Source organism: Rhodococcus sp. WS1, from assembly GCF_003797745.1.
Lineage (GTDB): Bacteria > Actinomycetota > Actinomycetes > Mycobacteriales > Mycobacteriaceae > Rhodococcus_F > Rhodococcus_F erythropolis.
Genome location: NZ_RKLZ01000001.1, coordinates 1,050,089 through 1,074,442, shown reverse-complemented (window position 1 = coordinate 1,074,442; position 24,354 = coordinate 1,050,089). Strand labels below are relative to the sequence as shown.

General features: G+C 63.3%; 24 protein-coding genes. 18 read left to right on the top strand and 6 right to left on the bottom strand.

Annotated features, from left to right (window positions below):
- Positions 1–11: 11 nt before the first annotated feature.
- The 4 genes from EEB12_RS04935 (at position 12) to EEB12_RS04920 (ending at position 5,306) form a co-directional block, all read left to right on the top strand.
- The gene (locus tag EEB12_RS04935; RefSeq protein WP_019747758.1) at positions 12–1,199 is read left to right on the top strand and encodes a sensor histidine kinase; all 1,188 of its coding nucleotides are present in this window, start codon (positions 12–14) and stop codon (positions 1,197–1,199) included.
- Positions 1,200–1,234: 35 nt separating this feature from the next.
- Positions 1,235–1,927, top strand: a complete 693-nt coding sequence (locus EEB12_RS04930; protein WP_019747759.1) for a response regulator — start codon at positions 1,235–1,237, stop codon at positions 1,925–1,927.
- Between the two features lie 134 nt (positions 1,928–2,061).
- Positions 2,062–2,859: an ABC transporter ATP-binding protein gene (locus tag EEB12_RS04925; RefSeq protein WP_019747760.1), complete on the top strand. Its 798-nt coding sequence runs from the start codon at positions 2,062–2,064 to the stop codon at positions 2,857–2,859.
- Positions 2,856–5,306, top strand: coding sequence for an ABC transporter permease (locus EEB12_RS04920; RefSeq protein ID WP_141487459.1), 2,451 nt, complete (start codon positions 2,856–2,858; stop codon positions 5,304–5,306). Before EEB12_RS04925 ends, EEB12_RS04920 begins: the two co-directional genes overlap by 4 nt.
- 3 nt (positions 5,307–5,309) lie before the next feature.
- Here EEB12_RS04920 and EEB12_RS04915 read toward each other — a convergent pair whose 3' ends face one another.
- Positions 5,310–6,023, bottom strand: coding sequence for a TIGR03089 family protein (locus tag EEB12_RS04915; protein WP_019747762.1), 714 nt, complete (start codon positions 6,021–6,023; stop codon positions 5,310–5,312).
- A gap of 21 nt (positions 6,024–6,044) precedes the next feature.
- Complete coding sequence (locus EEB12_RS04910; RefSeq protein ID WP_141487866.1) at positions 6,045–7,529, bottom strand: LCP family protein; 1,485 nt, start codon at positions 7,527–7,529, stop codon at positions 6,045–6,047.
- Positions 7,530–7,643: 114 nt separating this feature from the next.
- On the opposite strand from EEB12_RS04910, the gene rfbD reads away from it, so the two are divergent.
- From rfbD to EEB12_RS04890, 4 genes are read left to right on the top strand one after another with little or no spacing between them, the layout of a single operon-like run.
- Positions 7,644–8,483: a dTDP-4-dehydrorhamnose reductase gene (gene rfbD / locus EEB12_RS04905; RefSeq protein ID WP_141487458.1), complete on the top strand. Its 840-nt coding sequence runs from the start codon at positions 7,644–7,646 to the stop codon at positions 8,481–8,483.
- Between the two features lie 43 nt (positions 8,484–8,526).
- Positions 8,527–9,441 carry a glycosyltransferase family 2 protein gene (locus EEB12_RS04900; protein WP_019747765.1) on the top strand — a complete coding sequence of 305 codons (915 nt, stop codon included), beginning with the start codon at positions 8,527–8,529 and terminating at the stop codon, positions 9,439–9,441.
- Positions 9,438–10,520: a sugar phosphate nucleotidyltransferase gene (locus EEB12_RS04895; protein WP_019747766.1), complete on the top strand. Its 1,083-nt coding sequence runs from the start codon at positions 9,438–9,440 to the stop codon at positions 10,518–10,520. The genes EEB12_RS04900 and EEB12_RS04895 overlap by 4 nt, the downstream gene beginning before the upstream one ends.
- A gap of 32 nt (positions 10,521–10,552) precedes the next feature.
- Positions 10,553–11,323 (top strand): SGNH/GDSL hydrolase family protein, encoded by a 771-nt coding sequence (locus EEB12_RS04890; RefSeq protein WP_019747767.1) that lies wholly within the window; start codon positions 10,553–10,555, stop codon positions 11,321–11,323.
- Here the strand turns inward: EEB12_RS04890 and EEB12_RS04885 are convergent.
- From EEB12_RS04885 to cofD, 3 genes are read right to left on the bottom strand one after another with little or no spacing between them, the layout of a single operon-like run.
- On the bottom strand, positions 11,314–11,874 hold the full coding sequence (locus tag EEB12_RS04885; protein WP_141487457.1) for an NUDIX hydrolase: 561 nt from the start codon (positions 11,872–11,874) through the stop codon (positions 11,314–11,316). The genes EEB12_RS04890 and EEB12_RS04885 overlap by 10 nt on opposite strands.
- A gap of 3 nt (positions 11,875–11,877) precedes the next feature.
- On the bottom strand, positions 11,878–13,263 hold the full coding sequence (locus EEB12_RS04880; protein ID WP_070386883.1) for a coenzyme F420-0:L-glutamate ligase: 1,386 nt from the start codon (positions 13,261–13,263) through the stop codon (positions 11,878–11,880).
- Complete coding sequence (cofD, locus tag EEB12_RS04875) at positions 13,260–14,252, bottom strand: 2-phospho-L-lactate transferase (protein ID WP_003940958.1); 993 nt, start codon at positions 14,250–14,252, stop codon at positions 13,260–13,262. The genes EEB12_RS04880 and cofD overlap by 4 nt, the downstream gene beginning before the upstream one ends.
- A 380-nt stretch (positions 14,253–14,632) precedes the next feature.
- Between cofD and EEB12_RS04870 the strand changes: the two genes are divergently transcribed.
- Positions 14,633–14,911 (top strand): WhiB family transcriptional regulator, encoded by a 279-nt coding sequence (locus tag EEB12_RS04870; RefSeq protein WP_020907098.1) that lies wholly within the window; start codon positions 14,633–14,635, stop codon positions 14,909–14,911.
- Between the two features lie 175 nt (positions 14,912–15,086).
- Here EEB12_RS04870 and EEB12_RS04865 read toward each other — a convergent pair whose 3' ends face one another.
- Positions 15,087–15,575, bottom strand: coding sequence for a metallopeptidase family protein (locus EEB12_RS04865; RefSeq protein WP_003940797.1), 489 nt, complete (start codon positions 15,573–15,575; stop codon positions 15,087–15,089).
- A gap of 80 nt (positions 15,576–15,655) precedes the next feature.
- On the opposite strand from EEB12_RS04865, the gene EEB12_RS04860 reads away from it, so the two are divergent.
- The 9 genes from EEB12_RS04860 to EEB12_RS04820 all read left to right on the top strand — a co-directional run bounded on the left by EEB12_RS04860 (position 15,656) and on the right by EEB12_RS04820 (position 24,307).
- Positions 15,656–16,042: a DUF3499 domain-containing protein gene (locus EEB12_RS04860; protein WP_020969213.1), complete on the top strand. Its 387-nt coding sequence runs from the start codon at positions 15,656–15,658 to the stop codon at positions 16,040–16,042.
- A 127-nt stretch (positions 16,043–16,169) separates the two neighbouring features.
- Positions 16,170–17,543 carry a phosphomannomutase/phosphoglucomutase gene (locus EEB12_RS04855; protein ID WP_020907099.1) on the top strand — a complete coding sequence of 458 codons (1,374 nt, stop codon included), beginning with the start codon at positions 16,170–16,172 and terminating at the stop codon, positions 17,541–17,543.
- A 163-nt stretch (positions 17,544–17,706) separates the two neighbouring features.
- Complete coding sequence (locus EEB12_RS04850; RefSeq protein WP_141487456.1) at positions 17,707–18,801, top strand: tobH protein; 1,095 nt, start codon at positions 17,707–17,709, stop codon at positions 18,799–18,801.
- Complete coding sequence (gene manA, locus EEB12_RS04845) at positions 18,802–20,034, top strand: mannose-6-phosphate isomerase, class I (RefSeq protein ID WP_113683006.1); 1,233 nt, start codon at positions 18,802–18,804, stop codon at positions 20,032–20,034. It begins immediately after the preceding gene.
- Between the two features lie 28 nt (positions 20,035–20,062).
- Positions 20,063–21,022 (top strand): cation diffusion facilitator family transporter, encoded by a 960-nt coding sequence (locus EEB12_RS04840; RefSeq protein WP_019747775.1) that lies wholly within the window; start codon positions 20,063–20,065, stop codon positions 21,020–21,022.
- An 86-nt stretch (positions 21,023–21,108) separates the two neighbouring features.
- On the top strand, positions 21,109–22,605 hold the full coding sequence (locus EEB12_RS04835) for an amino acid permease (protein ID WP_019747776.1): 1,497 nt from the start codon (positions 21,109–21,111) through the stop codon (positions 22,603–22,605).
- A gap of 111 nt (positions 22,606–22,716) precedes the next feature.
- Positions 22,717–23,943 (top strand): alkane 1-monooxygenase, encoded by a 1,227-nt coding sequence (locus EEB12_RS04830; RefSeq protein WP_020907102.1) that lies wholly within the window; start codon positions 22,717–22,719, stop codon positions 23,941–23,943.
- Positions 23,943–24,128, top strand: a complete 186-nt coding sequence (locus EEB12_RS04825) for a rubredoxin (protein ID WP_003940827.1) — start codon at positions 23,943–23,945, stop codon at positions 24,126–24,128. The genes EEB12_RS04830 and EEB12_RS04825 overlap by 1 nt, the downstream gene beginning before the upstream one ends.
- Entirely contained in the window at positions 24,125–24,307 is a 183-nt protein-coding gene (locus EEB12_RS04820; RefSeq protein WP_003940894.1) for a rubredoxin, read from the top strand. The genes EEB12_RS04825 and EEB12_RS04820 overlap by 4 nt, the downstream gene beginning before the upstream one ends.
- Positions 24,308–24,354 lie beyond the last annotated feature (47 nt).

Here is a 24,354-nt window from a genome sequence, read left to right as displayed (position 1 = left end):
CTCTTGGCGGCATGGCTCGTTTTCCGACTAGTGAACGCTTCGTCCGCTGGAGCGCGGAACATGCTCGCGGTGTGGACATTTGCATTGCGACGGTTGCCGCACTGTTCAGCGTTGTCGTTGCGGTCGAGGCGAGTCCGCTGGCGGTGTTCGTCTCGCTGGGTATGACCGTTCCGTTGGCATGGCGACGCTCGCGCCCCGAACTCTCCGGCATGGTGATCGCAGGGTTCGCAGTTCTACACGTGATCTTCATCGGCAACACACTGCTCGCATCGGCCGTTGTCGTGCCCATCTCCCTGTACGCGCTGGCCGCCTATGGCGCTCGGTGGAGTTCGCTCACCGGCCTGGTGCTCGCGTTGCTCGGCTCGATTGCCGGAACTGTTCGATACTTCGGCTACGACGGAATCCCAGTGTCTTCGCAGGTCATGCAGTCCGTGGCCGTCATGATCTTCATGCTCGCGGTCTGGGCGTTCGGTGATTTGCGTCGAGTTCGCACCAAACAATTGGAAGGTCTGACCGAGCGCGCACGGTTGCTCGAACTCGAGCGTGCGCAGGAAGCGGAAATCGCGACGATCAGCGAACGCTCGAGGATTGCGCGCGAGATGCACGACATCGTCGCGCATTCGTTGACCGTTGTCATCGCTCAGGCCGACGGCGGACGCTACAGCGCGGCCAAGGATCCTCAGGCTGCAATCCAGGCGCTCGAAACCATTGCCTCCACCGGTCGCCAAGCGTTGACCGACATGCGATCGCTTCTGTCCGTCCTGCGTGAGGACACGCCCCGGGATTTCTCGGTGATCCCGGGCGCCGGTGATATCGACAGTCTCTTCCACGAGTTACGCAGCAGCGGACTCGACATCGCCGTCAGTGTGACCGGTGAACCACGCGAACTCTCTGCGGGTGCGGGGTTGACGGCCTATCGCATCGTCCAGGAATCGCTGACGAACGTTCTCAAACATGCGGGGCCAGGAGCACAGGCGAGCGTCGAGATGACGTGGGCTGAAACCGAACTCGTTCTCGGCATCACCGACGACGGACGAGGCGGCAGCGCCGCGCTGGTCGAATCGTCACCAGGCGGGCAGGGCCTGATCGGAATGGCCGAGCGCGCCAAACTGCACGGAGGCAAAGTAACCGCCGGGCCGAAATCAGGCGGCGGATACAGTGTCCGGGCCGTCCTGCCGTATGAACGAACGTCTGGGTAGGTCTTGAAACGTCTGAAGGTCTTAAGGTGAGTGGCATGGACGAACACGTGGCTCCGATCGCAGTGGCACTGATCGACGATCAGCAGCTGGTCCGCGCAGGTTTTCGAATGGTCATCGACTCGCAGCCGGATCTGTCCGTGGTGGTCGAGGCTTCGGACGGTCAGCAGGCATTGACCGAGTTGGCGGCCCGACATGTCGACGTCGTCCTGATGGATGTCCAGATGCCGAAGATGGACGGCATCGAGGCGACCCGTCGGCTCCTGGCCGACCCCGATGCGCCGAAGGTCGTGGTGCTCACCACCTTCGACAACGACGAGTACGTGATGTCGGCAATCAGGGCGGGCGCCAGCGGCTTCCTGCTCAAGGACGTGCCACCGGAACAGTTGCTCGACGCCATCCGCACCGTGCATCGCGGGGACGCGGTGATCGAAGCTCGGGCCACTCGGCGACTGCTTCAGCACGTCGGACCTCTCCTGGAAGGTTCGGCGCCCGAATCGCAGTTGCCCGAAGAGCTGACACCGCGCGAGGTCGAGGTGCTCGAGGCCATGGCGTACGGGCTGTCGAATTCGGAGATCGCCGCAAAATTCCACGTCTCCGAAACGACAGTGAAAACCCATGTCGGACGGGTTCTTTCGAAGACTCATTCACGTGATCGTGTGCAGGCCGTCGTCTTTGCCTTCCAGATCGGACTTGTCCGGCGCGCAGATCTCCTGGGAACCGAGGGCTGACGCGCAGCCCTGTTCAGTCCTACCCCGGGATGACACCGGGCTCTCCAAGATCGCCCCGCGCTCCGACGCGGAGACCACTTGCGCTGCAATAACGTCGATTCCGTCATAGCGAGAAGCTTTACGGAGGGCAAAAAATGCATGCGCACACCACGACGGAACCAGCCGCAGTGCCGGCGATCACTGCCCGCGGTGTCACCAAGGTGTACGGCACCGGTGAGACCACGGTTCACGCGCTCGGCGGGGTCGACGTGGACTTCGGTCGTGAGCGGTTCACCGCGATCATGGGCCCGTCCGGCTCCGGAAAGTCGACGCTCATGCACTGCCTGGCCGGGCTCGACACGGTTTCGGGCGGACAGGTCTTCCTGGGCGACACCGAAGTCACGAAACTCGGCGACACAGAACTCACCGAACTTCGACGCGAGCGAATCGGATTCGTCTTCCAAGCGTTCAACCTGCTGCCGGTGCTCACTGCTCGGGAGAACATGCTGCTGCCGATGAAGCTGGCGGGTAGTGAACCCTCGCCCGAGTGGATGGACGAGGTGATCGGGAAACTGGGCCTGTCGAAGCGCCTCGACCACCTGCCGCACGAGTTGTCCGGTGGTCAGCAGCAGCGTGTAGCTGTCGCCCGCGCACTACTGCCGCAGCCCGACGTGATTTTTGCCGACGAGCCCACGGGAAATTTGGATTCCCGTTCCGGGACCGAGGTTCTGGGCCTCTTGCGCACCAGTGTTCGGGAGACCGGTCAGACGGTTGTCATGGTGACACACGATCCGGTGGCGGCGTCGTATGCGGACCGAGTCGTGTTGATCGCGGACGGGCGTATTGCCGGAGAGATCGACCATCCCACCGTCGACTCGGTGATCGGTGCCATGCGAGCACTCGGTGCCGACGACCTGGCTGATGTTCCTGCAGTTTCGGGTGCACTGCGATGAGGGGTCTGGCTTTTGCCCAGGCGCGGGCACATGCCGGGCGCTATGTGGCTTCGATACTCGCCGTGGTGATCGCAGTCGGATACATCGTCGCGACTTTGACATTGAGCTCGACGGTCGATGCGAGTGTGAGTAAATCACTTGCGACGCAATACGAAACCACGGATGTCGTCGCCTCCGGTCCAGGCGTGACGGAAGCACTGCTGAGTGCGGTGCCGGGCGTCTCGGCAGTCGCCGACGACGTGTCGACGTATGTTCGTGTCGACTCCGAGGCAAAGGGCGCGTCCTACGGGGATGCTCTCTCGATCGCCGACAATCCCGAATTGCGTTGGGAGAACTTGTCGGAGGGTTCGCTTCCGGCCGGTCTGGGGCAGGTGTTGGTGAGCGCGGACTCCGGGATACCGACGGGTGCCCGAATCGCTGTCACGGCAAGGGATTCGACGGTCGGTGCCGCTGCGCCCACCGCGCAGGTGGTCGGACTGGTCGATCTCTCCGGTTCGGCGCAACGACTGGGCGGGATCAAGATATTCACCACCGCCGAGCAGGTGAGCGCGTGGGCCGGGGACAGCGCCAAACGTGAGTTCCGTGTCGCCGGTGACGGTTCGCGCTCTCAGCAACAACTCGTGGATTCGATCGCGAGCGCGTTGCCCGCGGACTCCACCGTGTTGACAGGAGAAGAAGCCACCGACAACGCGGCAGCGGAATACATGGGTGGCACCAAGATCCTCAGCACGGTGTTGCTCGCCTTCGGTGCCATTGCCGTTGTTGTTGCCGCGCTGGTGATCGCCAATACGTTTGCCGTTCTGCTCGCCGCGCGCACTCAGGAACTCGCGTTGCTGCGATGCGTCGGCGCCACAGCCAAACAGGTTCGCCGGAGCATTCGCAGCGAAGCCGCTGCGGTCGGCGTGATCGCCTCGGTGATCGGCGTCGGACTCGGTGTCGGACTTGCCTGGGCGATCGGTCGCGTAGCAACGGCCGCAGATGTGCCGGTGCCTCTTTCGTCACTGAGCGTCACCCCGGTGACCGTGCTGGTCGGTCTTGCCGTCGGCATCGTGATGACGATGCTCGCTGCATCTGCGCCCGGGCGGGCGGCAACGAGGCTCTCCCCGCTGGCGGCACTGCAGCCGATGGAGTCCAAGCCCGAGAGCGTTCAGGTGTCGGTCGTGCGCCGGGTTCTGGGCGTCGTGATACTGCTCGCGGGCATCGCGATGACCGTCCTGGGAGTGACGAATCAGCAGGTGCCGGCGGCGACTGCCGGTGGACTCTTTTCGTTCCTGGGGATCGCAGCACTGTCCGGGCGAATCGTGCCCGCGCTGATCAATGCCGCCGGCGGAGTGCTGGCGAGACTGATCGGTCCGGTGGGAAGCCTGGCAGCAGGCAACGCCGGTCGGAACCCACGCCGGACCTCGGCGACAGCCACGGCCCTGTTGATCGGTGTGGCCTTGACGAGCACGCTCGTCGTGGGAATCGCGACGGTCAAGGAAGCCGCACCCGCGGCGATGGACAGTCAATTCCCCGTCGACGTCATGGTGAGCAGTTCCGGTTCGGCACCGCTTTCCGCAGGGTTGGGCACAGACATCGCCGCGGTCAACGGCGTCGGCGCGGTGAGCGGTCTGGACAAGGCCGAACTGACGATCGACGGGCGCGGTTCGTTGGCCGGATTCGGCGTCGACGCTGCTCGGGTGAAAGATGTTCTGCGTACCGAGATCTCGGTACCCGCGGCCGGTCAGTTGGTGCTCTCGCCCGCTGACCTGACCGAATACAAACTCTCGGCGGGCGAGACGGCAACGGTGCGCGGAGATCGTGGAGCTGTCAACGTCAGCGTGATCGAAGGTGTGAAAGGTCAACCAGCGCTGTTGGATCGAGGCGATCTGGGTGCAGCGGCCACCACGCCGACCACCGATTCCTACTGGGTCAGGTTGGGGACGGACACCGACGAAGAGGCGCTCGCTGCCACCGACCGCATCACCGAACTGGCACGCCAGGAAGCTCCGGGCAGCGATGTTCAAGGAATGACCGAAATGCGCTCGGCTCTCGATTCGATCCTCGACACCATGCTCATGGTGGTTGCCGGGTTGCTGTCGGTAGCGGTGTTGATCGCTCTGATCGGGGTGGGAAACACCATGGCACTGTCGGTTCTCGAACGGCGCCGCGAATCCGGACTGCTTCGCGCACTCGGACTGACCAAGAAGGGAATTCGAGCCATGTTGATCTGGGAAGCACTGCTGGTGGCAGGAGTCGCATCGGTGATCGGAGTGCTGTTCGGGATGGTGTTCGGTGTAGCCGGTACCGCATCGGTGTTCGGGATCGAGGACGTCGCCCTCAGCGCAGTGCCGTGGGCGCAATTGGTAGCCATCGTGTTGATCGGCGGAATCTGCGGTGTGATCGCGTCACTGCTCCCCGCTAGGCGGGCGGGGCTGGTGTCACCGGTGACAGCTCTCGCGAGCTAGCGTTCAGAACTGCTTCGTGACCTTCTCGGTGCCCACTCGGCGCGCGGTAGCTTCCGCGTCCGGGTGGGCTACCTGCACGAGTGAGGCGCCCGCGGCGAGAACGGCCAGAAGCCCGTCGATCAATTCGTCTGCCGTGTCCCACGTGCGGCTGGAGAGGACACGATCCGTCGACGCCAATTCGACGTTCTTCGACGATGCCCGTGCGGCGTCGATCGTGTCCGCTACGGACCGGCCTTCCAGCGCCGAACCGGCTCCGGCGCTACGGAACTGGTCGCCGTGGACACGAATGGAGGTTGCGTAGTCGGCGACGCCGAGCGGAAGATCGCTCAAACCTTTGCCGAACGCGTCGAGTGAGAGTGCGGCTACTTCCGGTACGTCCGCAACATCGTCCAGGCGGTCGGCAGTGACAAAAGCCAGTTCGGCGTCGGCGTCGGGGGAGAGGACGACCTCACCGCCTGCCCACCACACACCCAGCAAGACGGCGACGCTCTGCCAGTGTGCGGGAAGCAGCACGGCAACTTTGCCACCGGGCTCGAGGGCGAACTCGTCCCGAACCATGTTCGCTGTCTTTGCCGCCCAGTTGGCCAGAGTGCTCGCAGACAATTCGATGCGCTCGCCGGTGGCGTCGTCGTAGTAGGTCACGCGAGGGCCGGCCGGGTCGGCAGCCAGGATCGGTCCGAGGAGGGCGTCGGTCAGGTTGTCTACAGGCGAAGGCACGTAATCAGCTTACGCAGCCGTTCAGTTAACACAGCGGGGACCGTTGGAGGCTGCATCGATCGGGGGACCGGGCGGTGCCGGGGTTGGGCTGGTCTCGGTGGTGCTCGCCGATTCAGTCGTGGTCGCTGCGCCTTCGGACGGGGATACCGCGTCCGCGGATTGCGGTCCGCTGTAGTCCTCGGCAATGACAACCCGAACCTTGCCCGAGGACAATGACGAATCCGCCTTGACCGTCAGACCGCCGAGTGCCTCGGCCACCGCGAGTGCAGCGTCGTCGTCCGCGGACTTTGCGAACACCGTCGATTCGGAGACGTCGGAGCCGGTGTTGTTGCCGACCTGACCCTGCTTGTACCCGAGGGCACTCAACGCCTCGGAAACCCCGCTGGCCAACCCCGCGATGTCGCTGGCGTTAGCGACGTCGACCGTGATCGAGGACGCATTCACGGTGGTCGGTGCCTCGGAGGTCTCCTCCGAGTCCTCGCTGTCGGCGCCGACCAATCCGGCGATGTACTTCTTGACGGCCTTGGGATCGACCTTGACGATGGACTCGCCGTAATCGGTCATGCCGTTGATGTCGAGAACGGGAATGGTCTCGAATTGCACCTTTCCGCCGGCCAGATTCTGCAACTGCTTGGCGAATTCGATGATGTCCCAGTCGTCGTCGATGACGACGGAACGCTGAACGGCCGAGGTCAACTGACTGAGCTTGCCCGGGTCACTGAGGGTTTTTGCGCTGAGTACCTTACTGACGAGGGACGCCATGAACACCTGCTGGCGCACGATCCGGTCCAGGTCGCCGCGAGGAAGGTCGTGTCGTTGTCGCACGAAGCTCAGCGCGTCGGCGCCGTCGAGTGTCTGTTTCCCGGCTGCGAAGTTGGCTCCGGACATCGGTTCGTCGACTGGCGCGTTGAGGCAGACGTCGACTCCGCCCACTGCGTTGGTCAGCAGGACGAATCCGAGTAGACCGACTTCGGCGTAGTGATCGACGGTGATGCCGGTCAGATTTCCTACCGCTCCGATGAGCGCGGTCCGGCCGGCTTCCGTCGACTTCTTGTCTGCGTCGCTGTCGGACGACCCGTTGTTGACCAACTTCAGTCGCTCGGTTTCCTTGGTGGCACCGAACGCGGCGTTGATCTTCGACATACCGATACCGGGGACGTTGACGTACGCGTCTCGGGGAATCGAGATCGCGGTTGCCGAACTGCCGTCGTTGGGGACGCGGATCAAGATGATGGTGTCGGTGTTGGACGCAACTTCCTCACCAGCGCGCAACGAGTCGAGCTCGCTTTGTGAAAGCGGGTTGCCGTGTGCGTCGGTGCGACTGTCGGTTCCCACCATCAGAATGTCGATGGCTCCGTCCTTGCCCCCACCGAGGCCGAGTCCGCTTGCAGTGGCAAGGCTGTTTCTCAACGAGTCCACACCTCGCCATGCGAACCCGGTGACCAGCAGTACGAGCACGGAGAGCACCGCGACCGCTATGCGAGCCGGGCTCGTCTTGGTCCGAATCGGCGCAGGTCGTGGACGCGCGCGGCGCTGCGGTTGCTGGTGGGACACCCCTTCAGGTTACTGGTCCGATGCTCGGCCGCGGGTACCTCGACGCGGCGTGCCAGACTCAACCATGTGACGAATATCCTGCTCACCGGCGCCCGAGGGCAGCTCGGAACACGTATCGATGCTCTCGCAACGTCGGCGGGTCACACTGTGACGGCCGTCGGTTCCCGCGAGCTCGACATCACAGACAGCCGCGCGGTCGACGACTTCGTCTCGCCCGATTCGGTGCTGATCAACTGCGCTGCGTACACGGCGGTCGACGCCGCCGAGACCGACCAGGAGGCAGCGAGGGCGGTCAACGAGATCGGACCGCTGAATCTCGCGCGAGCGTGTGCGCGGGCCGGTTCGCGGTTGATCCACGTTTCGACGGACTACGTCTTTCCGGGTGACGCGAGCACTCCATACGACGTCGATGCACCGACCGGTCCCGCGACGGTCTACGGCCGAACCAAGCTGGACGGCGAGATCGCAGTACGAGAGTCGGGCGCCGACGTGGCCGTTGTCCGTACCGCGTGGGTGTATTCGGGTGTCGGTACGGATTTTGTCGCCACGATGCGCAGGCTCGAAGCCGAACGAGAATTCGTGAACGTCGTGGACGACCAGATCGGGTCACCCACGTACAGCGTCGATCTGGCCGGCGGCATCGTCGAACTTGCGCTGCGGGACTTCACGAGTGCGTCGACGTTCCACCTGACCAACGGCGGGCAAGCCAGTTGGTACGAGTTGGCGCGAGCGGTGTTCGAGGAGATCGGAGCAGACCCGGCGCGGGTGCGCCCGTGCAGCAGCGCGGACTTCGTGCGCCCTGCGCCCCGCCCGGCATATTCGGTTTTGTCCGAGCGCGCGTGGGTTACCGCGGGAATGACGCCGCTGCGTCCGTGGCGAGAGGCTCTGCACGCCGCTCTGGCGTGAGCATTGTTCGGGGCAGTGCCCGTGGGCGGCTAGGCTGACCGGCGTGAGTCCCAAGCTGGCCGTGGTAACGGTGACGTACTCCCCAGGCGAGCATCTCGAGAATTTCTTGAGCACGCTCGCCGCGGCGACGACAGAAAAACCCCAGGTCATCATGGCCGACAACGGGTCGACCGATGGTGCGCCGGAGGCGGCGGATGCCAAGTACGAGCATGTTCGTCTGCTTCGTACAGGGGGAAACATCGGCTACGGCGGAGCGATAAATCGGGCTGTGGCGGAGATCGATTCGTCGATCGAATTTGTCGTGATTTCCAATCCTGACGTCCAATGGGCACCCGGTTCACTCGACGAATTGGTCGCTGCGGCAAATCGGTGGCCAAGGGCCGGTGCACTGGGGCCGAAGGTCCTCGAACCGGACGGAAGTGTCTATCCGTCGGCACGAACGGTGCCCGACATCACCTCGGGGGTCGGGCACGCGTTGCTCGGCACCGTGTGGCCGAAGAACCCGTGGACTGCTCGTTACCGTCAGGAGAACGAGGCCGTCACCGAGCGCTCCGTCGGTTGGCTTTCCGGGTCGTGCCTGTTGGTACGACGTGATGCCTTCGATGCCATCTCCGGCTTCGACTCGCGATACTTCATGTACATGGAGGACGTCGATTTCGGTGATCGCCTCGGAAAAGCCGGGTGGCTCAACGTCTTTGTTCCCTCCGCTGTCGTGACCCATGCCAAAGGCCATGCGGCAGGCCGGCATCCGGAACTGATGCTGCCCGCCCATCATCGCAGCGCTTACCAGTTCCAAGCTGATCGTCATCCGCACTGGTGGCAGGCTCCGCTGCGACTTGCCTTGCGCGGTGGCCTGGCCGTGCGGTCCAAGATCGCCGTAGCTTCTGCTGTACGCGAGCGCGCTCGCACCGACGACTCGACCGACAACCCATCAGTTTCGAACCACGGGGGAAAATGATGTCCGATCCGAATCCGACCGACGCCGTAATCCTGGTAGGCGGCAAGGGCACTCGGCTGCGTCCGTTGACGCTGTCGGCGCCCAAGCCGATGCTTCCGACCGCCGGCCTTCCGTTCCTGACGCATCTGCTTGCCAGGATCGAGGCTGCCGGTATCAAGCACGTGGTGCTCGGAACATCTTTCAAGGCAGAGGTATTCGAGGACTACTTCGGCGACGGCTCCAAGATGGGGCTCGAGATCGACTACGTCTTCGAGACCGAGCCGCTGGGCACCGGTGGTGGAATCCGCAACGTACTCCCGAAGTTGCGCGGCGACAACGTCATGGTGTTCAACGGTGACGTGCTCGGTGGCACCGACCTGAACGCCATTCTCGAGACCCACGAGAAGACGGACGCCGACGTGACACTTCACCTGGTTCGTGTGGGAGACCCGCGTGCATTCGGTTGTGTTCCGACCGACGAGGACGGACGAGTCTCGGCATTCCTGGAGAAGACCCAGGATCCGCCGACGGATCAGATCAACGCCGGCTGCTACGTCTTCAAGCGCGAGATCATCGAACAGATCCCGGAGGGACGACCGGTATCGGTCGAGCGCGAGGTGTTCCCGAATCTCCTGGCCGAGGGCAAGCGGGTGTTCGGCCACGTCGACTCGTCGTACTGGCGTGACATGGGAACCCCCGAGGACTTCGTTCGCGGTTCCGCCGACCTGGTGCGAGGCATCGCGCCTTCGCCGGCTCTCGAAGGTCCGCGCGGCGAGTCGCTCGTTCACCCCGGGGCGGGAATTGCGCCTGGCGCCGTCCTGATCGGCGGCACGGTTGTCGGCCGTGGCGCAGAAGTCGGCGCAGGTGCGCGCCTCGACGGTGCGATTCTCTTCGACGGCGCCGTTGTGGAAGCCGGTGCGGTAGTCGAACGATCGATCCTCGGATTCGGCGTCCGTATCGGACCACGAGCACTGGTCCGCGACGCCGTCATCGGAGACGGCGCGGACATCGGTGCGCGGTGCGAATTGTTGCGCGGCGCACGTGTGTGGCCGGGGGTGACGCTGCCGGACGGTGGCGTGCGCTTCAGCACAGATGTGTGATCGTTAGCTGACCTACTGGAATACTGGCGGGTATGACTTCTCTTCCGAGCCGTTACGTTGCCCTCGGTGACTCGTTCACCGAGGGCGTCGGCGACGCCGACGAACGATTCCCCAACGGTCTGCGCGGGTGGGCAGACCGAGTGGCCGAGCAGCTGGCGGTGAACAACCCCGAGTTCCGCTACGCCAACCTGGCGATTCGTGGTCGCCTACTCGGACCGATCATCGACGAGCAGTTGGAACCCGCTCTGGCGTTGAAGCCCGATCTGGTGACCATCTACGCCGGCGGAAACGACATGATGCGTCCGAAGCTCGACATCGACGCGATGGTCGCCCGCTACGATTCGGCAATCGGCCAGCTCACTGCTTCCGGTGCGCAGGTTCTCATGTTCACCGCATACGACACCGGATGGTCCGCCTTCTTCGGCAAGCTCCGCGGACGCCTGGCGATTTACAACGAGCTTGTTCGCGAGGTAGCGGACCGCCACGGCGCGACCCTCGTCGACTTCTGGCGATTCTCCGAATATCAGGACCTACGGATGTGGGACTGGGATCGCCTCCACATGTCGCCCGCCGGGCACGAGAACATGGCGACGCGGGTGCTCGACGTACTGGGCGTCGAACACGGATTGATCGCGCCCGACCTCGGGCCTGCGCCGGTTCTCACGAAAGCGGAAACTCGTCGCGAGGATCGTCAATGGGCGCGAGAGTTCTTGGTGCCGTGGGTAGCTCGGCGCGTGAAGGGAACATCTTCGGGCGACGGCGTGAGCGCCAAGCAGCCCGAGCTGTCTCCGATTCAGTCCTGATTCTTGCGCTGATGGGCGAGCGCTACCAGGTGGTCGATGGTCTCGCGTTCGGCAGTCGGCGGTAGCGCGTCCACCGGCCACCACCGGAGGTCGGTGGACTCCGCGCTGCGGACGATATGTGAATTGTCCGGCGCCACAACAAGAAACCGTAGATCGAGATGTCTGGTCGGGACCCCGAGTGAGCACGTGATCGGATGTGTGTGGGCGGAGAGTAGGTCCGCGTCTATCCGAACGTCGTGAATTCCGGACTCCTCACGAGCCTCCCGCAATGCCGCATCGACTACCGTCTCGTCGTCGGGCTCGCAGTGACCTCCGAGCTGAATCCACCTGCCCACCTTGGGATGCAGGGTCAGTAAGACATGGCAGCCACTCTCGTCGAGAACCAGAGACGACGCGGTGATGTGTCCTGGGGCATGGTGACGAAGGCAGCCGTCCGGAGCCGAATCGAGGAACGCGAGCATCGTGTGCCGCAGTGACTCGTCCGCTTCGGAGGACGTCGACCAGCCCTCCAGGACGCCCTTGGCGGAGGCGTGCAGCGATTCGGCTGACATGACCTACAGCTCCACCAACGCGTCCCCGGGGGCGGAGACCGTGCGCGGAGTCAGTGGTTCGAGGGGGTACCCGATTGCGACTGCGCCGAGTGGCTGCCAATCGGCCGGGAGATCGAGTTGTTCGCGTACGAGGTCGGCGGCGAAGATCGTCGATCCGATCCAGCAGCTTCCCACGCCGCGTGTGGCCAGCGAGACCAGCAGTCCCTGCACTGCCGCGCCGGCAGCGACGGTGAACATCGTGGACTCCGCCGCGGTACGTCGGGCATCCGGATAACTGTGTGCGCCGTCGGGCACGCAGAAGGGAATGACGACCTCGGGGGCATCGAACAGGATGTTTCCGCGGGCAACCCGCGCGTCGACGGATTCGTCGCTACGACCGTCCGCACGCAGATCGGCGGCCCACTTCTCACGCATCTGCTCGAGGAGCGACGTGCGGACCGACGCGGTCCGCAGCCACACGAATCGAACAGGCCTCGTGTGGTGGGGTGCTGGAGCGGTGAGTGCCTCGGCGATCGAGCTGCGAATGATCTCCGCGTCGACGGGATCACCTGCGAACTGCCGAACCGACCGACGCAACAGCAGCGCCTGGCCGCGGCCCATCGCCGTAGCCTCCTCGGTTCCCAGCCAGAACAGATCGTCCGGGCCGCGACGGATCAGATCCTGGCCACTCGAACCGTCGTCCTCGAATCGGAGTCCTCGCACGACGGCGACGGGAACGCCGCCGAGCTTGCCCTTGACCAGATCGCCCGCAGCGGCGATCTCGTCCGCGATCGCGATCTCGGTGACGATCAGATCGTTGCCCTGGCTGTCCTGTGCCCCGAGGTAGCCGTGCAGGACCGGAATGCCGGAGGAACCGATCGCGGCATCGGTCTGCCCATTGCGCCACGCACGACCCATCGTGTCGGTCACGACGACGGCGACGGACTTGCCCGTGCTCTCGAGGATTCGGGCACGCAGCCCCGCTGCGCTCGCATCGGGATCCACGGGGAGCAGGGCGAGTTCGGCACCGTCGACGTTGGAGCCGTCGATGCCCGATGCGGCCTGCACGATGCCGAGTTTGTTCTCGGTGATCAGAGTGCGGCCCTTGCGGGCCACGACGCGGACGGCTTCCTGATCCACCAGGAGGCGTCGTGCTGCGTCGCGCTCTTCCGGATCGGTCGGCGAGGAAACGATGCGACCCTCGACTTTTGAGAACACCTTGCTCGTGACGACAACGACGTCGCCGTTCTCGAGCCACGGTGTCGCGTCGACGACAGCGGCGGCCAAGTCGTCTCCGGGCCGGAACTCGGGAAGGCCGAGCACGGGAATGACTTCGATTGCGGCGCCGGGGGAGTGATCGCCGGGAGAGTGATTTCTGTCGCGGCTTGCTTCGGTTCCGGGCTCGGTCACAGTTCGACTCCGGCGATCTCGAAAGCCGTTCGAACCATTTTTGCGGTCTCTTCGGGGGACGTCATCAAAAGTGGGATGCTTCGCACGTCCACCCCGTCGATGTCGGCCGTGTCACCTTCGTCGACGAGCCAGCCGTCGAGAATGCCGTTGATCGAGCGAGCTCCGTAGTGGCGACCGATCGCCTCGGAAGTAGTCTCGACCCCGATCACTTCGAGGCACTCGTCAGCCATGCCGCGCAACGGTTTTCCACCGATGACGGGGGAGAGGCCGACAACCTTGGCCGCGGTGGTCCGCAGGGCTCCGCGAATGCCGGGCACCGCGAGGATCGCGCCGACGCTCACGACGGGATTGGACGGTGCGATCAGCACGATGTCGGCACCGTCGATCGCCTCGACCACCCCCGGCGCGGGCTTGGCCTGCTCGGCGCCGACGTGAGCGAAGCTGTGAGTTTCCACCTGTGCTCGATGGCGTACCCACCACTCCTGGAAATGAATCGCCTTCTGTTCACCGTCTTCCGGATCGGTGATCACAACGTGTGTTTCGCTGCGGTCGTCGCTCACGGGAAGCAGTGCGACACCCGGATTCCAGCGATTGCACAATGCTTCGGTGATCGCGGACAACGGATATCCCGTGCGGAGCATCTGGCTGCGAATCAAATGCGTTGCGATATCGCGATCTCCGAGGCCGAACCAGTCCGGCTTCGCTCCGTATGCCGCGAGTTCTTCTTTCGCATTCCAGGTTTCGCCGGCGTGCCCCCACCCGCGTTCGGTGTCGATACCGCCGCCGAGTGTGTACATACAAGTGTCCAGATCGGGGCAGATCCGCAGACCGTGCATCCAGACGTCGTCTCCGACGTTGACGACGGCCGTGATGCGATGTGGGCCTTCGTATTTCTCGAGGGATTCACCACCGGCGATTCCGAGCGCATTTTGCACACCTTGAAGGAAACGGGCCCCGCCGACGCCGCCAACCAATACAGTCACGTTCACGACAACAGAGCCTAGGCGGTCGGCGCGTCGTCGTGTCTGGCGGGCAGAAGGTCCCGTCAATTGGGGGCCGGAATACTAATGGATTCATCTCGTTTAGCTTGACCGCGACACGCTGGACGTGTGTAATCTCAAATGTGTCATTCCAACCGCTACTTGTGAGTTCACTTGCAGCGGGGCCGGTTTCGAACACAGTTTCGAACGGTCGACGGGGTGGGGTTGAAGATGGAGTGAAAATTCTGCGCTATTACAGGTGAGGAGGCGGAACGATGCCCAATGAAAATGTCGAGATCAGTTCTCTCGCAATGACAGTAAGCGACGAACCGCAGACCGATTCCCGAGCAGGCGCAGCAGAAGGTGCCTGCAGCAGTGAGTTCGACGGTATGAGTACTCGGCCAGTGCTGAGTCTCGTCACCGGCTTCGAAGAATTGTTCGACACCATCGAGGATCAGTGGCAGGAGCGTGCTCTCTGCGCGCAGACCGATCCCGAAGCGTTCTTCCCTGAAAAGGGTGGATCGACGAGGGAAGCAAAACGGATCTGCCTCGGTTGTGAAGTTCGTGACGAGTGCCTCGAGTACGCGCTCGCGAACGACGAACGGTTCGGAATCTGGGGAGGGTTGTCCGAGCGCGAGCGTCGGCGACTCAAGCGGGGGATCATCTGATCTGCTGCTGAATCGGTTCTGTCAGCGTCGGGGCTGACGGGCGGTCTTCGAAAGTCTGACCTGCAACGGGGAATTGCAGGTCAAGCAACGACTGTTTTGTTCTTCGTGTGGATTTACTTCTTCGTGTGACATCAGTTTTTTCGTCTGACGGTGCGTCAGTCCTCGTCGGGCAGTATCAGTCCTCGTCGGGCAGTGTGGGGTCGATGACCTGTGGGTCGACGCCCAGATACGTGCCGACTTGATGGACCAACACGTCGTGCACCAGATCCGTGAGTTCTTCCGGATCCTTCGCGCGCTGCTCCAACGGGCGGCGAAACAGCACAATTCTTGCGCGAGTCGTATTTCCGTGACGGTCGATTCCGGCGGGTATCAGTCGTGACAGTGGAACCGGGCCGTCTGCGATGACCTCCGGCGGCCATGTGACGGACTCCGGATCGTGCGCGTGAATCTTCGGAACTTCGTCCACCGCGATGTCGAGTTTCGTCAACCGGTCGTGCCACGCGAGGTCGACGGGCGAGAAGGCGTCGAGCACCAGGAGATCGAACTTCTCGGCCCGGGTACGCCTGGCCGGCACCTCCGGGGGAAGTAGTGGTCCGCGCAGGCCACGGCCGTGTCGCTCGATGGAACGAGTGGTGACCGAGCGTCGGCGGCGGGCTTGTGGCATGGCGCCCAGATTACGACAGAAGAAACTGCTCGGTGTGTCCGAGTAGGTTCCGGACGTGGGGAGGGCTAGGCTCCGTACCTGTGAGATCTCTGCGTCGCTGCTGCCGCCCCGGGTGCAAGAACCCCGCCGTCGCGACGCTTACGTATGTCTACTCGGACTCCACTGCGGTTGTCGGGCCGCTGGCAACCGTCGCCGAGCCCCATTCATGGGATTTGTGTGACACTCACGGCTCTCGAATCACCGCCCCCAAGGGCTGGGAACTCGTCCGTCACGAAGGCGGATTCGCGTCGAGCACTCCCGACGAAGACGATCTGACCGCTTTGGCCGAAGCTGTACGTGAAGCCGGTCTCGGAGATCGCAACAAGTCCAACGTCGACGCAGATGAGGACATACGTCCCGCGGCTCCGAGTACTGCCCGTACAGGGCGTCGTGGACACCTCCGCGTACTGCCCGACCCATCCAACTGACGCGAGATTCGTCGCCGCAGACGCTAGGCTCGACCGAGTACTTCCACACCCGAGTACTGCGAATCTCCGGACGCCATGCGCCCGGACGTTCCCGTCTGTGAGGGTGCATGCACAAGGAGAGTTTTCAGTGGGGCGAACAGCCGAGTCGGTTGCTGCAATCATCAAGGCGTACGACGTGCGCGGCGTGGTCGGTGAGCAGATCGACGAAGATTTTGTCCGCGACGTGGGAGCGTCGTTCGCCCGTCTGGTCCGTGACGAGGCCGGCGCTGCCACGACGGTTGTGATCGGCTACGACATGCGTGCATCGTCGCCCACACTGTCTTCTGCTTTCGGTGACGGCGTGCTCGCTCAAGGACTCGACGTCGTCTACATCGGATTGGCGTCGACCGACGAGCTCTACTTTGCATCCGGTTTGCTGAACTGCCCGGGCGCGATGTTCACGGCGAGCCACAATCCGGCCAAGTACAACGGCATCAAGATGTGCCGGGCCGGCGCCAAGCCCGTCGGTCAGGACACCGGCCTGGCAGTCATCTCCGCCGAGGTCGTCTCGGGTGTTCCCGCGTACGACGGACCGGCAGGTACCGCCAGCACGAAGGACGTCCTCGAGGAATATGCGAGCTACCTCCGCGGATTGGTCGACCTGGCTGCGTTGCGCCCGATGAAGGTCGCAGTCGATGCAGGAAACGGCATGGGCGGCCATACCGCGCCGGCCGTATTCGGGCCGATGCCTCTCGAAGTCCTCCCGCTCTACTTCGAGCTCGACGGCACGTTCCCCAACCACGAAGCCAATCCGCTCGATCCGGCCAACCTCGTCGATCTGCAGGCCTACGTGCGTGAAACCGGAGCAGACATCGGCTTGGCTTTCGACGGTGACGCGGACCGTTGCTTCGTCGTCGACGAGAAGGGCGACCCCGTCTCTCCGTCCGCGGTGACGGCACTTGTCGCCAAGCGCGAACTCGCGAAGGAACCGGGCGCGTCGATCATCCACAATCTGATCACGTCGCGGGCAGTGCCCGAACTGGTCGAAGAACTCGGCGGCGTCGCGATCCGTACCCGAGTCGGCCACTCGTTCATCAAGCAGGAGATGGCCGAGACCGGTGCCGTCTTCGGCGGCGAGCACTCAGCTCACTACTACTTCCGCGACTTCTGGGGCGCCGACTCCGGCATGCTCGCGGCGTTGCACGTACTCGCCGCACTGGGCGAGCAGGACCGTCCGCTCTCCGAGTTGATGGCGGAGTACACCCGCTACGCGGCGTCGGGCGAGATCAACTCCACGGTGGCTGATGCGGCCGATCGCACCGCCGCTGTGCTGGCAGCATTCGCGGACCGCACCGACTCGGTGGATCGCCTCGACGGTGTCACGGTCAGTCTCGAGGGAAATGCCTGGTTCAACTTGCGCGCGTCCAACACCGAGCCTTTGCTGAGACTCAACGTCGAAGCACCCACGTCCGCCGATGTCGACGCATTGGTGAACGAAATTCTGGCGATCGTCCGGGCTTGAATCCGAGTCTGATCGGTTTGTCGGTGAGCCGAAGCCCTGGGATAGTTGGGGGACTATTTCGGGAACGACTGCCTCGGGAACGAGGGCTTTGCCACCACGGACCGCGTAGAGCTGGAATGCTGGATGGTGCGGGAACTGCTAACGGAGAAGGGGGTGCGGTGAGATGACAGCGCCGATGCCGCTTCTCGACCTCGACGACAGCGAGGGTTTGTCGGCTGCCGATTCGGAAGGGTTACTGCGGTCTGTGGCCATGGGGGGCGCACAGATTCGGGCCACCGCATCGGCCGTCGGCGAGGGTGTGATCTCTCGGCTGGCCGGCCTGCGCCCGCGCAGCGTCGTGCTGATTGCCGGTGCCGGTGGCGCTCGGCACGGAGCCAGGATCGCGCTTGCTCTCGTCGGAGATTCGATCGGTTGTCCGCTCCTCGTACTCGACCGGACGCCGTCGTGGGCCGGACCGTTGGACGTGATCGTCGTTGCCGGTGACGATGCCGGTGATCCGCGCCTGGTCGAATCCGTCGACAGTGCAGTTCGCCGTGGCGCCGAAGTTGTTGTCGCCGTTCCGGACGAGGGGCCCATGCGGGCTGTGGCGGCCGGGCGCACCATGTCGTTGCCGCCGCGGCTCTACGCCTCGCCGAGGCACACGATGACGCGGTTCCTCGCCGTCTTCCTCGCGGTTGCCGCCGAAATCGAGGGCAAGGGATCGATCGAGGACCGTTCGGCGGTGCTCGGTCGAATCGCCGACGCCGTTGATGCGGAGGCGCTGCGGGACGGGCCGGTCAACGAGGTATTCCACAACCCGGCCAAGTCGTTGGCAACCAGAATGAGCGGCCGACGGGTCGTGCTGTGTGGGAGTGGTTCCGTGACAACAGCACTCGCAGAGTTCTCGAGCGTTTCGCTGATGAGCTCGGGCCTGAATGCCGCTGCCGCCGAGATGTCGGAGGTGATTCGTTCGGCGCGGGCGCTGTTCGCGCCGGACGCAGCTTCGCGTGATTCGGTGTTCCACGACCCGTTCTTTCACGATCCGCAACTCGACGGCGCATTGCCGACCCCACCGGCGCGGGCGTTCGTCTTCGCGACGGAATCCACGCGCGGGGAGGCGAGGCGCCGGATGGACGCACTGGCCGACGCCGATCTGGTGGTGGCGGCAGACGAAGACCAGACCAACGTGGTGATATCGGAGATGGAGCAGGTATTCGTGTTGGCGTCTCGAGTAGACATGGCCGCGGCGTACGTGCAGTTGACGGGTGGTGCGAAGTAAGTGCGTGAACTCGAAGGTGCACTTCGTTCTTACGCGTGGGGCTCGCGAACGGCAATTGCCGAACTACGCGGTCTTGCGACCCCGTCGAATCATCCCGAAGCGGAGTTGTGGTTGGGCGCCCACCCGGGGGACCCGGCGCGCGTGATCACCGAATCCGGAAGCGAGTCGTTGCTCGAGGTCCTGCACCGCGAACCCGAGCGTGAACTCGGCCGTGAGAACCTCGATGCATTCGGTGAGCGACTCCCATTCCTGCTCAAGTTGCTTGCGGCGGAAGAACCGCTGTCGCTTCAGGCGCATCCCAGTGCCGTTCAAGCCGACGAGGGTTTTCGTCGTGAGAACGCACTCGGCGTTCCCATGGAATCGCCGATTCGCAACTACAAGGACGGCAGCCACAAGCCCGAACTTGTTGTCGCGCTGAGCAGATTCGAAGCGCTTGCCGGATTCCGCGAGCCGACGCGGACTGTCAAACTGCTGCGCGCTCTGGCCGTCGACGAGTTGGAGCCGTACATCGGTCTGCTCGAAGGCCAACCCGATTCCGACGGACTCCGGGCGTTGTTCACGACATGGATCACGCTGCCGTCCACGGTGCTCGGGACGTTGCTCCCTGCCGTGCTTGCCGGGTGCATCACCTACGTCGCGCACCACGACGCCGAATTCGTGACCGAGATCCGCACCGCGCTGGAATTGAGCGAGGCGTACCCCGGCGACGCCGGCGTTCTGGCGGCACTACTGCTCAACCGCGTCACACTCGAGCCCGGCCAAGGGCTGTTTCTCGCTGCGGGAAATCTCCACGCGTATCTCCATGGACTCGCGGTCGAGATCATGGCCAACTCCGACAACGTGCTGCGCGGCGGGCTGACGCCCAAACACGTCGACGTGCCCGAACTGTTGAGGGTTCTGGACTTCGTCGGGGCCGATATCGAAGTGCTCGATCCGGCCCCGTCGCCAGGATCAGGTCAGTCAGGGTCAGGCAGATACGAGTACGTCACGCCCGCACCTGAATTTCGTTTGACGCGTCTGGAGTTCGACTCGAATGCCACCGACCTCGTTGTCGAAGCCGGCGGCCCGCGGATCCTGATCTGCACCGACGGCGCGGTCACTGCGACGTGCGGTGCCGACACTCTCGACCTCGATCGGGGCCGAGCCGCGTGGATTGCTGCCGACGAGCCCGTAGTACACCTGACCACACGAACCCCGACTGCGCAGGTTTTCAGTGCAGTGGTCGGTCGATAGGAATCTCGGTCGATAGCGAGGAGACATTGTGTCGGCTCATGGTGGCAAGAAGGCAATTCTGGCGGCCCTCGGAGCCAATGCCGGAATTGCCGTAGCCAAGTTCGCCGGATTCTTGATCACCGGATCGTCGTCGATGCTCGCCGAATCGGTGCACTCGGTGGCAGACACGTCCAATCAGGGTTTGCTGCTCTTGGGGCAGAAGAAGGCAGAACGTGAGGCAGATCAACTGCACCCGTTCGGTTACGGGCGCAACCGGTACTTCTATTCGTTCGTCGTTGCACTGGTGCTCTTCACCCTCGGTTCGCTGTTCGCGATCTACGAAGGTATTCACAAGATTCAGCATCCGGAAGAACTCAATTCGGCTTTCGTGGCAATCGCGATCCTGTTCATCGCGATCTGCCTGGAGGGCTACAGCTTCCGGACCGCAGCGAAGGAATCACGACCGCTCAAGGGAAATGCGTCGTGGTGGAACTTCATCCGAACCTCTCGTAGCCCGGAACTCCCGGTTGTGCTGCTCGAGGACACCGGCGCATTGATCGGTCTCGTCCTTGCACTCGGCGGCGTCGGTCTCACGATGGTGACCGGAAATCCGGTCTTCGACGGCATCGGAACTCTGTGCATCGGTGTCCTGCTCGGCATCATCGCGGTCATTCTGATCATCGAAATGCAGTCGCTGCTGATCGGTGAGGGCGCAACGGCGGTGGAGACCGAACTGATCCTCAACGCACTGGTCGACGGAACTCGTATCGAACGCGTCATTCATTGCAAGACGCAGTACCTCGGTCCCGAGGAGATCCTTGTTGCTGCCAAGGTTGCGGTGCCGGTCGGATCGACGATCTCGGATGTGGCGACGGCGATCGACGAGGCCGAGTCTCGCGTGCGCGCTGCAGTGCCTGCGGCGCGGGTGATCTACCTCGAGCCGGACCTGGATCGTCTCAGCGCAGGAGATCGCCCTGAAACAGATCTACAGGCTCCCGACAAACCCTGAACAAAGCCGCGCCTGCGGGCTTAGGCTGATGCCATCTCTCTACTTGCCCATGGTGGGACCTGCTGGTCCCCAGCAAGGAGGCGGCAATGGCTGTCAAGGACGAGCAGGCCGGATCTGGACGGTCGAAGCTGTTTCGAACCAAATCGATCGAGCAGTCCATCAAGGACACCGACGAGCCGGAGACCAAACTCCGGAAAGAGCTGAACTCGTGGGATCTCACGGTGTTCGGTGTCGCAGTGGTCATCGGTGCGGGCATCTTCACACTCACGGCTCGGACGGCGGGAAACGTCGCCGGGCCGTCGGTTTCGCTGGCTTTTGTCATCGCGGCAATCGCCTGCGGACTGGCAGCGCTGTGTTACGCCGAGTTCGCGTCGACGGTCCCGGTCGCCGGTAGCGCGTACACGTTCTCGTACGCGACGTTCGGTGAATTCGTCGCCTGGATCATCGGCTGGGACCTCATCCTCGAATTCGCTTTGGCGTCTTCGGTGGTGGCAAAAGGCTGGTCGCTGTACCTCGGCGAAGTGATGGGTTCACGCAGCCCGATCGTCGAGTTGGGGCCGATCTCGTTCGACTGGGGTGCGGTGCTGGTGATCGCCGTCATCACGATCCTGCTCGCGACCGGCACAAAACTCTCTTCGAGGGTGTCACTGGTGATCACGGCGATCAAGGTCGCGGTGGTGTTGCTGGTGATCATCGTCGGTCTGTTCTACATCGACACCGACAACTACTCGCCGTACATTCCGCCGTCGGAGCCGGGCTCGACGGGAGAGGGCATCCACCAGTCGTTGTTCTCGTACGTGACCGGGGCCGGTGGCAGCACATTCGGGTGGTACGGATTGCTCGCGGCAGCCAGTCTGGTGTTCTTCGCGTTCATCGGCTTCGACGTCGTCGCCACGACTGCGGAGGAGGCGAAGGAGCCGCAGAAGGCGTTGCCACGCGGCATCCTGGGCTCGCTCTTGATCGTCACGGTTCTGTACGTGGCAGTGACACTCGTGTTGACCGGGATGGTGAAGTACACCGAACTCGAGGGCGATACTTCCAACCTGGCAACGGCATTCGCCTTCCACGACATCACGTGGGCGAAAAACGTCATCTCGTTCGGCGCGTTGGCCGGTCTCACGACCGTGGTGATGGTGCTGATGCTCGGGCAGACCAGGGTGCTCTTCGCGATGGCACGCGACGGTCTGATGCCGCGACGCCTGGCGCCGACCGGCAAGCACGGAACTCCCGTGCGGATCACGATCTTGGTCGGCGTTGTGGTCGCGGTGCTCGCCGGAGTGTTCCCGATCGGCACCCTCGAGGAAATGGTCAATATCGGCACGTTGTTCGCGTTTGTTCTCGTGTCGTTGGGGGTTCTCGTGCTTCGTCGGACGCGGCCGGACCTACCCCGCGGGTTCAGGGTGCCGCTGGTCCCGCTGATCCCGATCCTGGCTGTCCTCGCGTGTCTCTGGTTGATGTTCAACCTGTCGGTGGAGACCTGGATGAGGTTCGTGGTCTGGATGGCCCTCGGTGTTGTCATCTACTTCGCCTACAGCAGGCAGCATTCGTTGATCGGGAAGCGTGAACGCGGCGAAATCGAGTAAATGTACAAAGATTATGATTTGTCTATCACTTGTACAAATAGCGTAGTACTGTCTATCTCAGGGTGAACTGACTCACAGTTGTCGAGTCGGTCCGAATCGAGGAGGTAGACCGTGTCGACGCACGTGAACTCGCAGTCCGGGCAGACACTCCCGCCCGAGCAGTGGCGTGACAAGAAGAGATATCTTTGGCTGCTCGGCCTGGTGCCGCCGACGGCGGTCTTCATTGCCGTCGGATTGGTCGCGTTGTTCAACAGTCTCGGGTGGAACGCGGTCTCGCCGGTGTGGTGGTGGATCGGGCCGTTGCTCGTCTACATCCTGCTCCCGATCCTCGACATCTTCTTCGGTCCGGACGGCGAGAATCCGCCGGACGAGGTGATGGAGCGCCTCGAGAACGACAAATACTACCGGTACTGCACCTACATCTACATACCGTTCCAGTTGGCCAGCCTGGTCCTGGCCTGCTATCTCTGGTCGGCGACCGACCTGTCCTGGCTCGGAATCGACGGGGGGCTGGGGCTGATCTCCAAGATCGGTCTGGCGATCAGTATCGGTTGCGTCGCAGGAATCGGGATCAACACCGCACACGAACTAGGTCACAAGAAGGACGATCTCGAGCGCTGGTTGTCGAAGATCACTCTGGCTCAGTCGTTTTACGGCCACTTCTACATCGAGCACAATCGTGGACACCACGTGCGGGTCGCCACGCCCGAGGATCCGGCGTCGTCTCGCTTCGGCGAGAGCTTCTGGACCTTCCTGCCGCGCAGTGTGTGGGGATCTCTGCGCTCGTCGTGGTCCCTGGAAAAAGCCAGGCTCGATCGACTGGGTAAGAAGCCGTGGACAATTCGCAACGACGTCCTGCATTCGTGGTTGATGTCCGTCGTACTCTTCGGTGTCCTCGTCGCCGTCTTCGGGCTCTCGGTGCTGCCGTTCCTGGTGCTGCAGGCCGTCTTCGGATTCTGCCTGCTCGAAACCGTCAACTACCTCGAACATTACGGACTGAAGCGTCGCCGTCTGGACAGTGGGCGGTACGAGCGCGCCGCACCGGAGCACAGTTGGAACAGCGATCACATCTGCACCAACATCTTCCTGTATCACCTCCAGCGTCACAGTGACCATCATGCGAACCCGACACGTCGTTATCAGACGCTTCGAAGCATGGACGGTGCACCCAACCTGCCCAGTGGGTACGCGAGCATGATCATGCTCGCCTACGTTCCGCCGCTGTGGCGAAAAGTCATGGATCCCAAGGTCCTTGCCCACTACGGCGGTGACATCACCCGAGTCAACGTTCAGCCGTCCAAGCGTGATCGCATTCTCGCCCGATACGGAGCAGCGTGATGAGCAGCTACCGATGCCCGGTATGTGAATACGTCTACGACGAGTCGAAGGGTGCACCACGAGAAGGGTTTCCGGCAGGAACGCCGTGGGATGCCGTGCCGGACGACTGGTGCTGCCCGGACTGCGGCGTCCGGGAGAAGCTCGACTTCGAACCGATGCCGGCGACGGCGGGGAGTGAATCATGAACGACTACAAGCTGTATCAGTGCGCGCAATGCGGATTCGAGTACGACGAGGCAGTCGGCTGGCCGGAGGACGGTATCGAACCGGGCACTCGCTGGGACGACATTCCCGAAGACTGGAGTTGCCCGGACTGCGGCGCGGCGAAGAGCGACTTCTTCATGGTTGAGGTCGAGCGGCGGTGAGATGCGTCGGCGTCGAACGGACCTAGGTGCGGCGGTAGTGTCGTCAC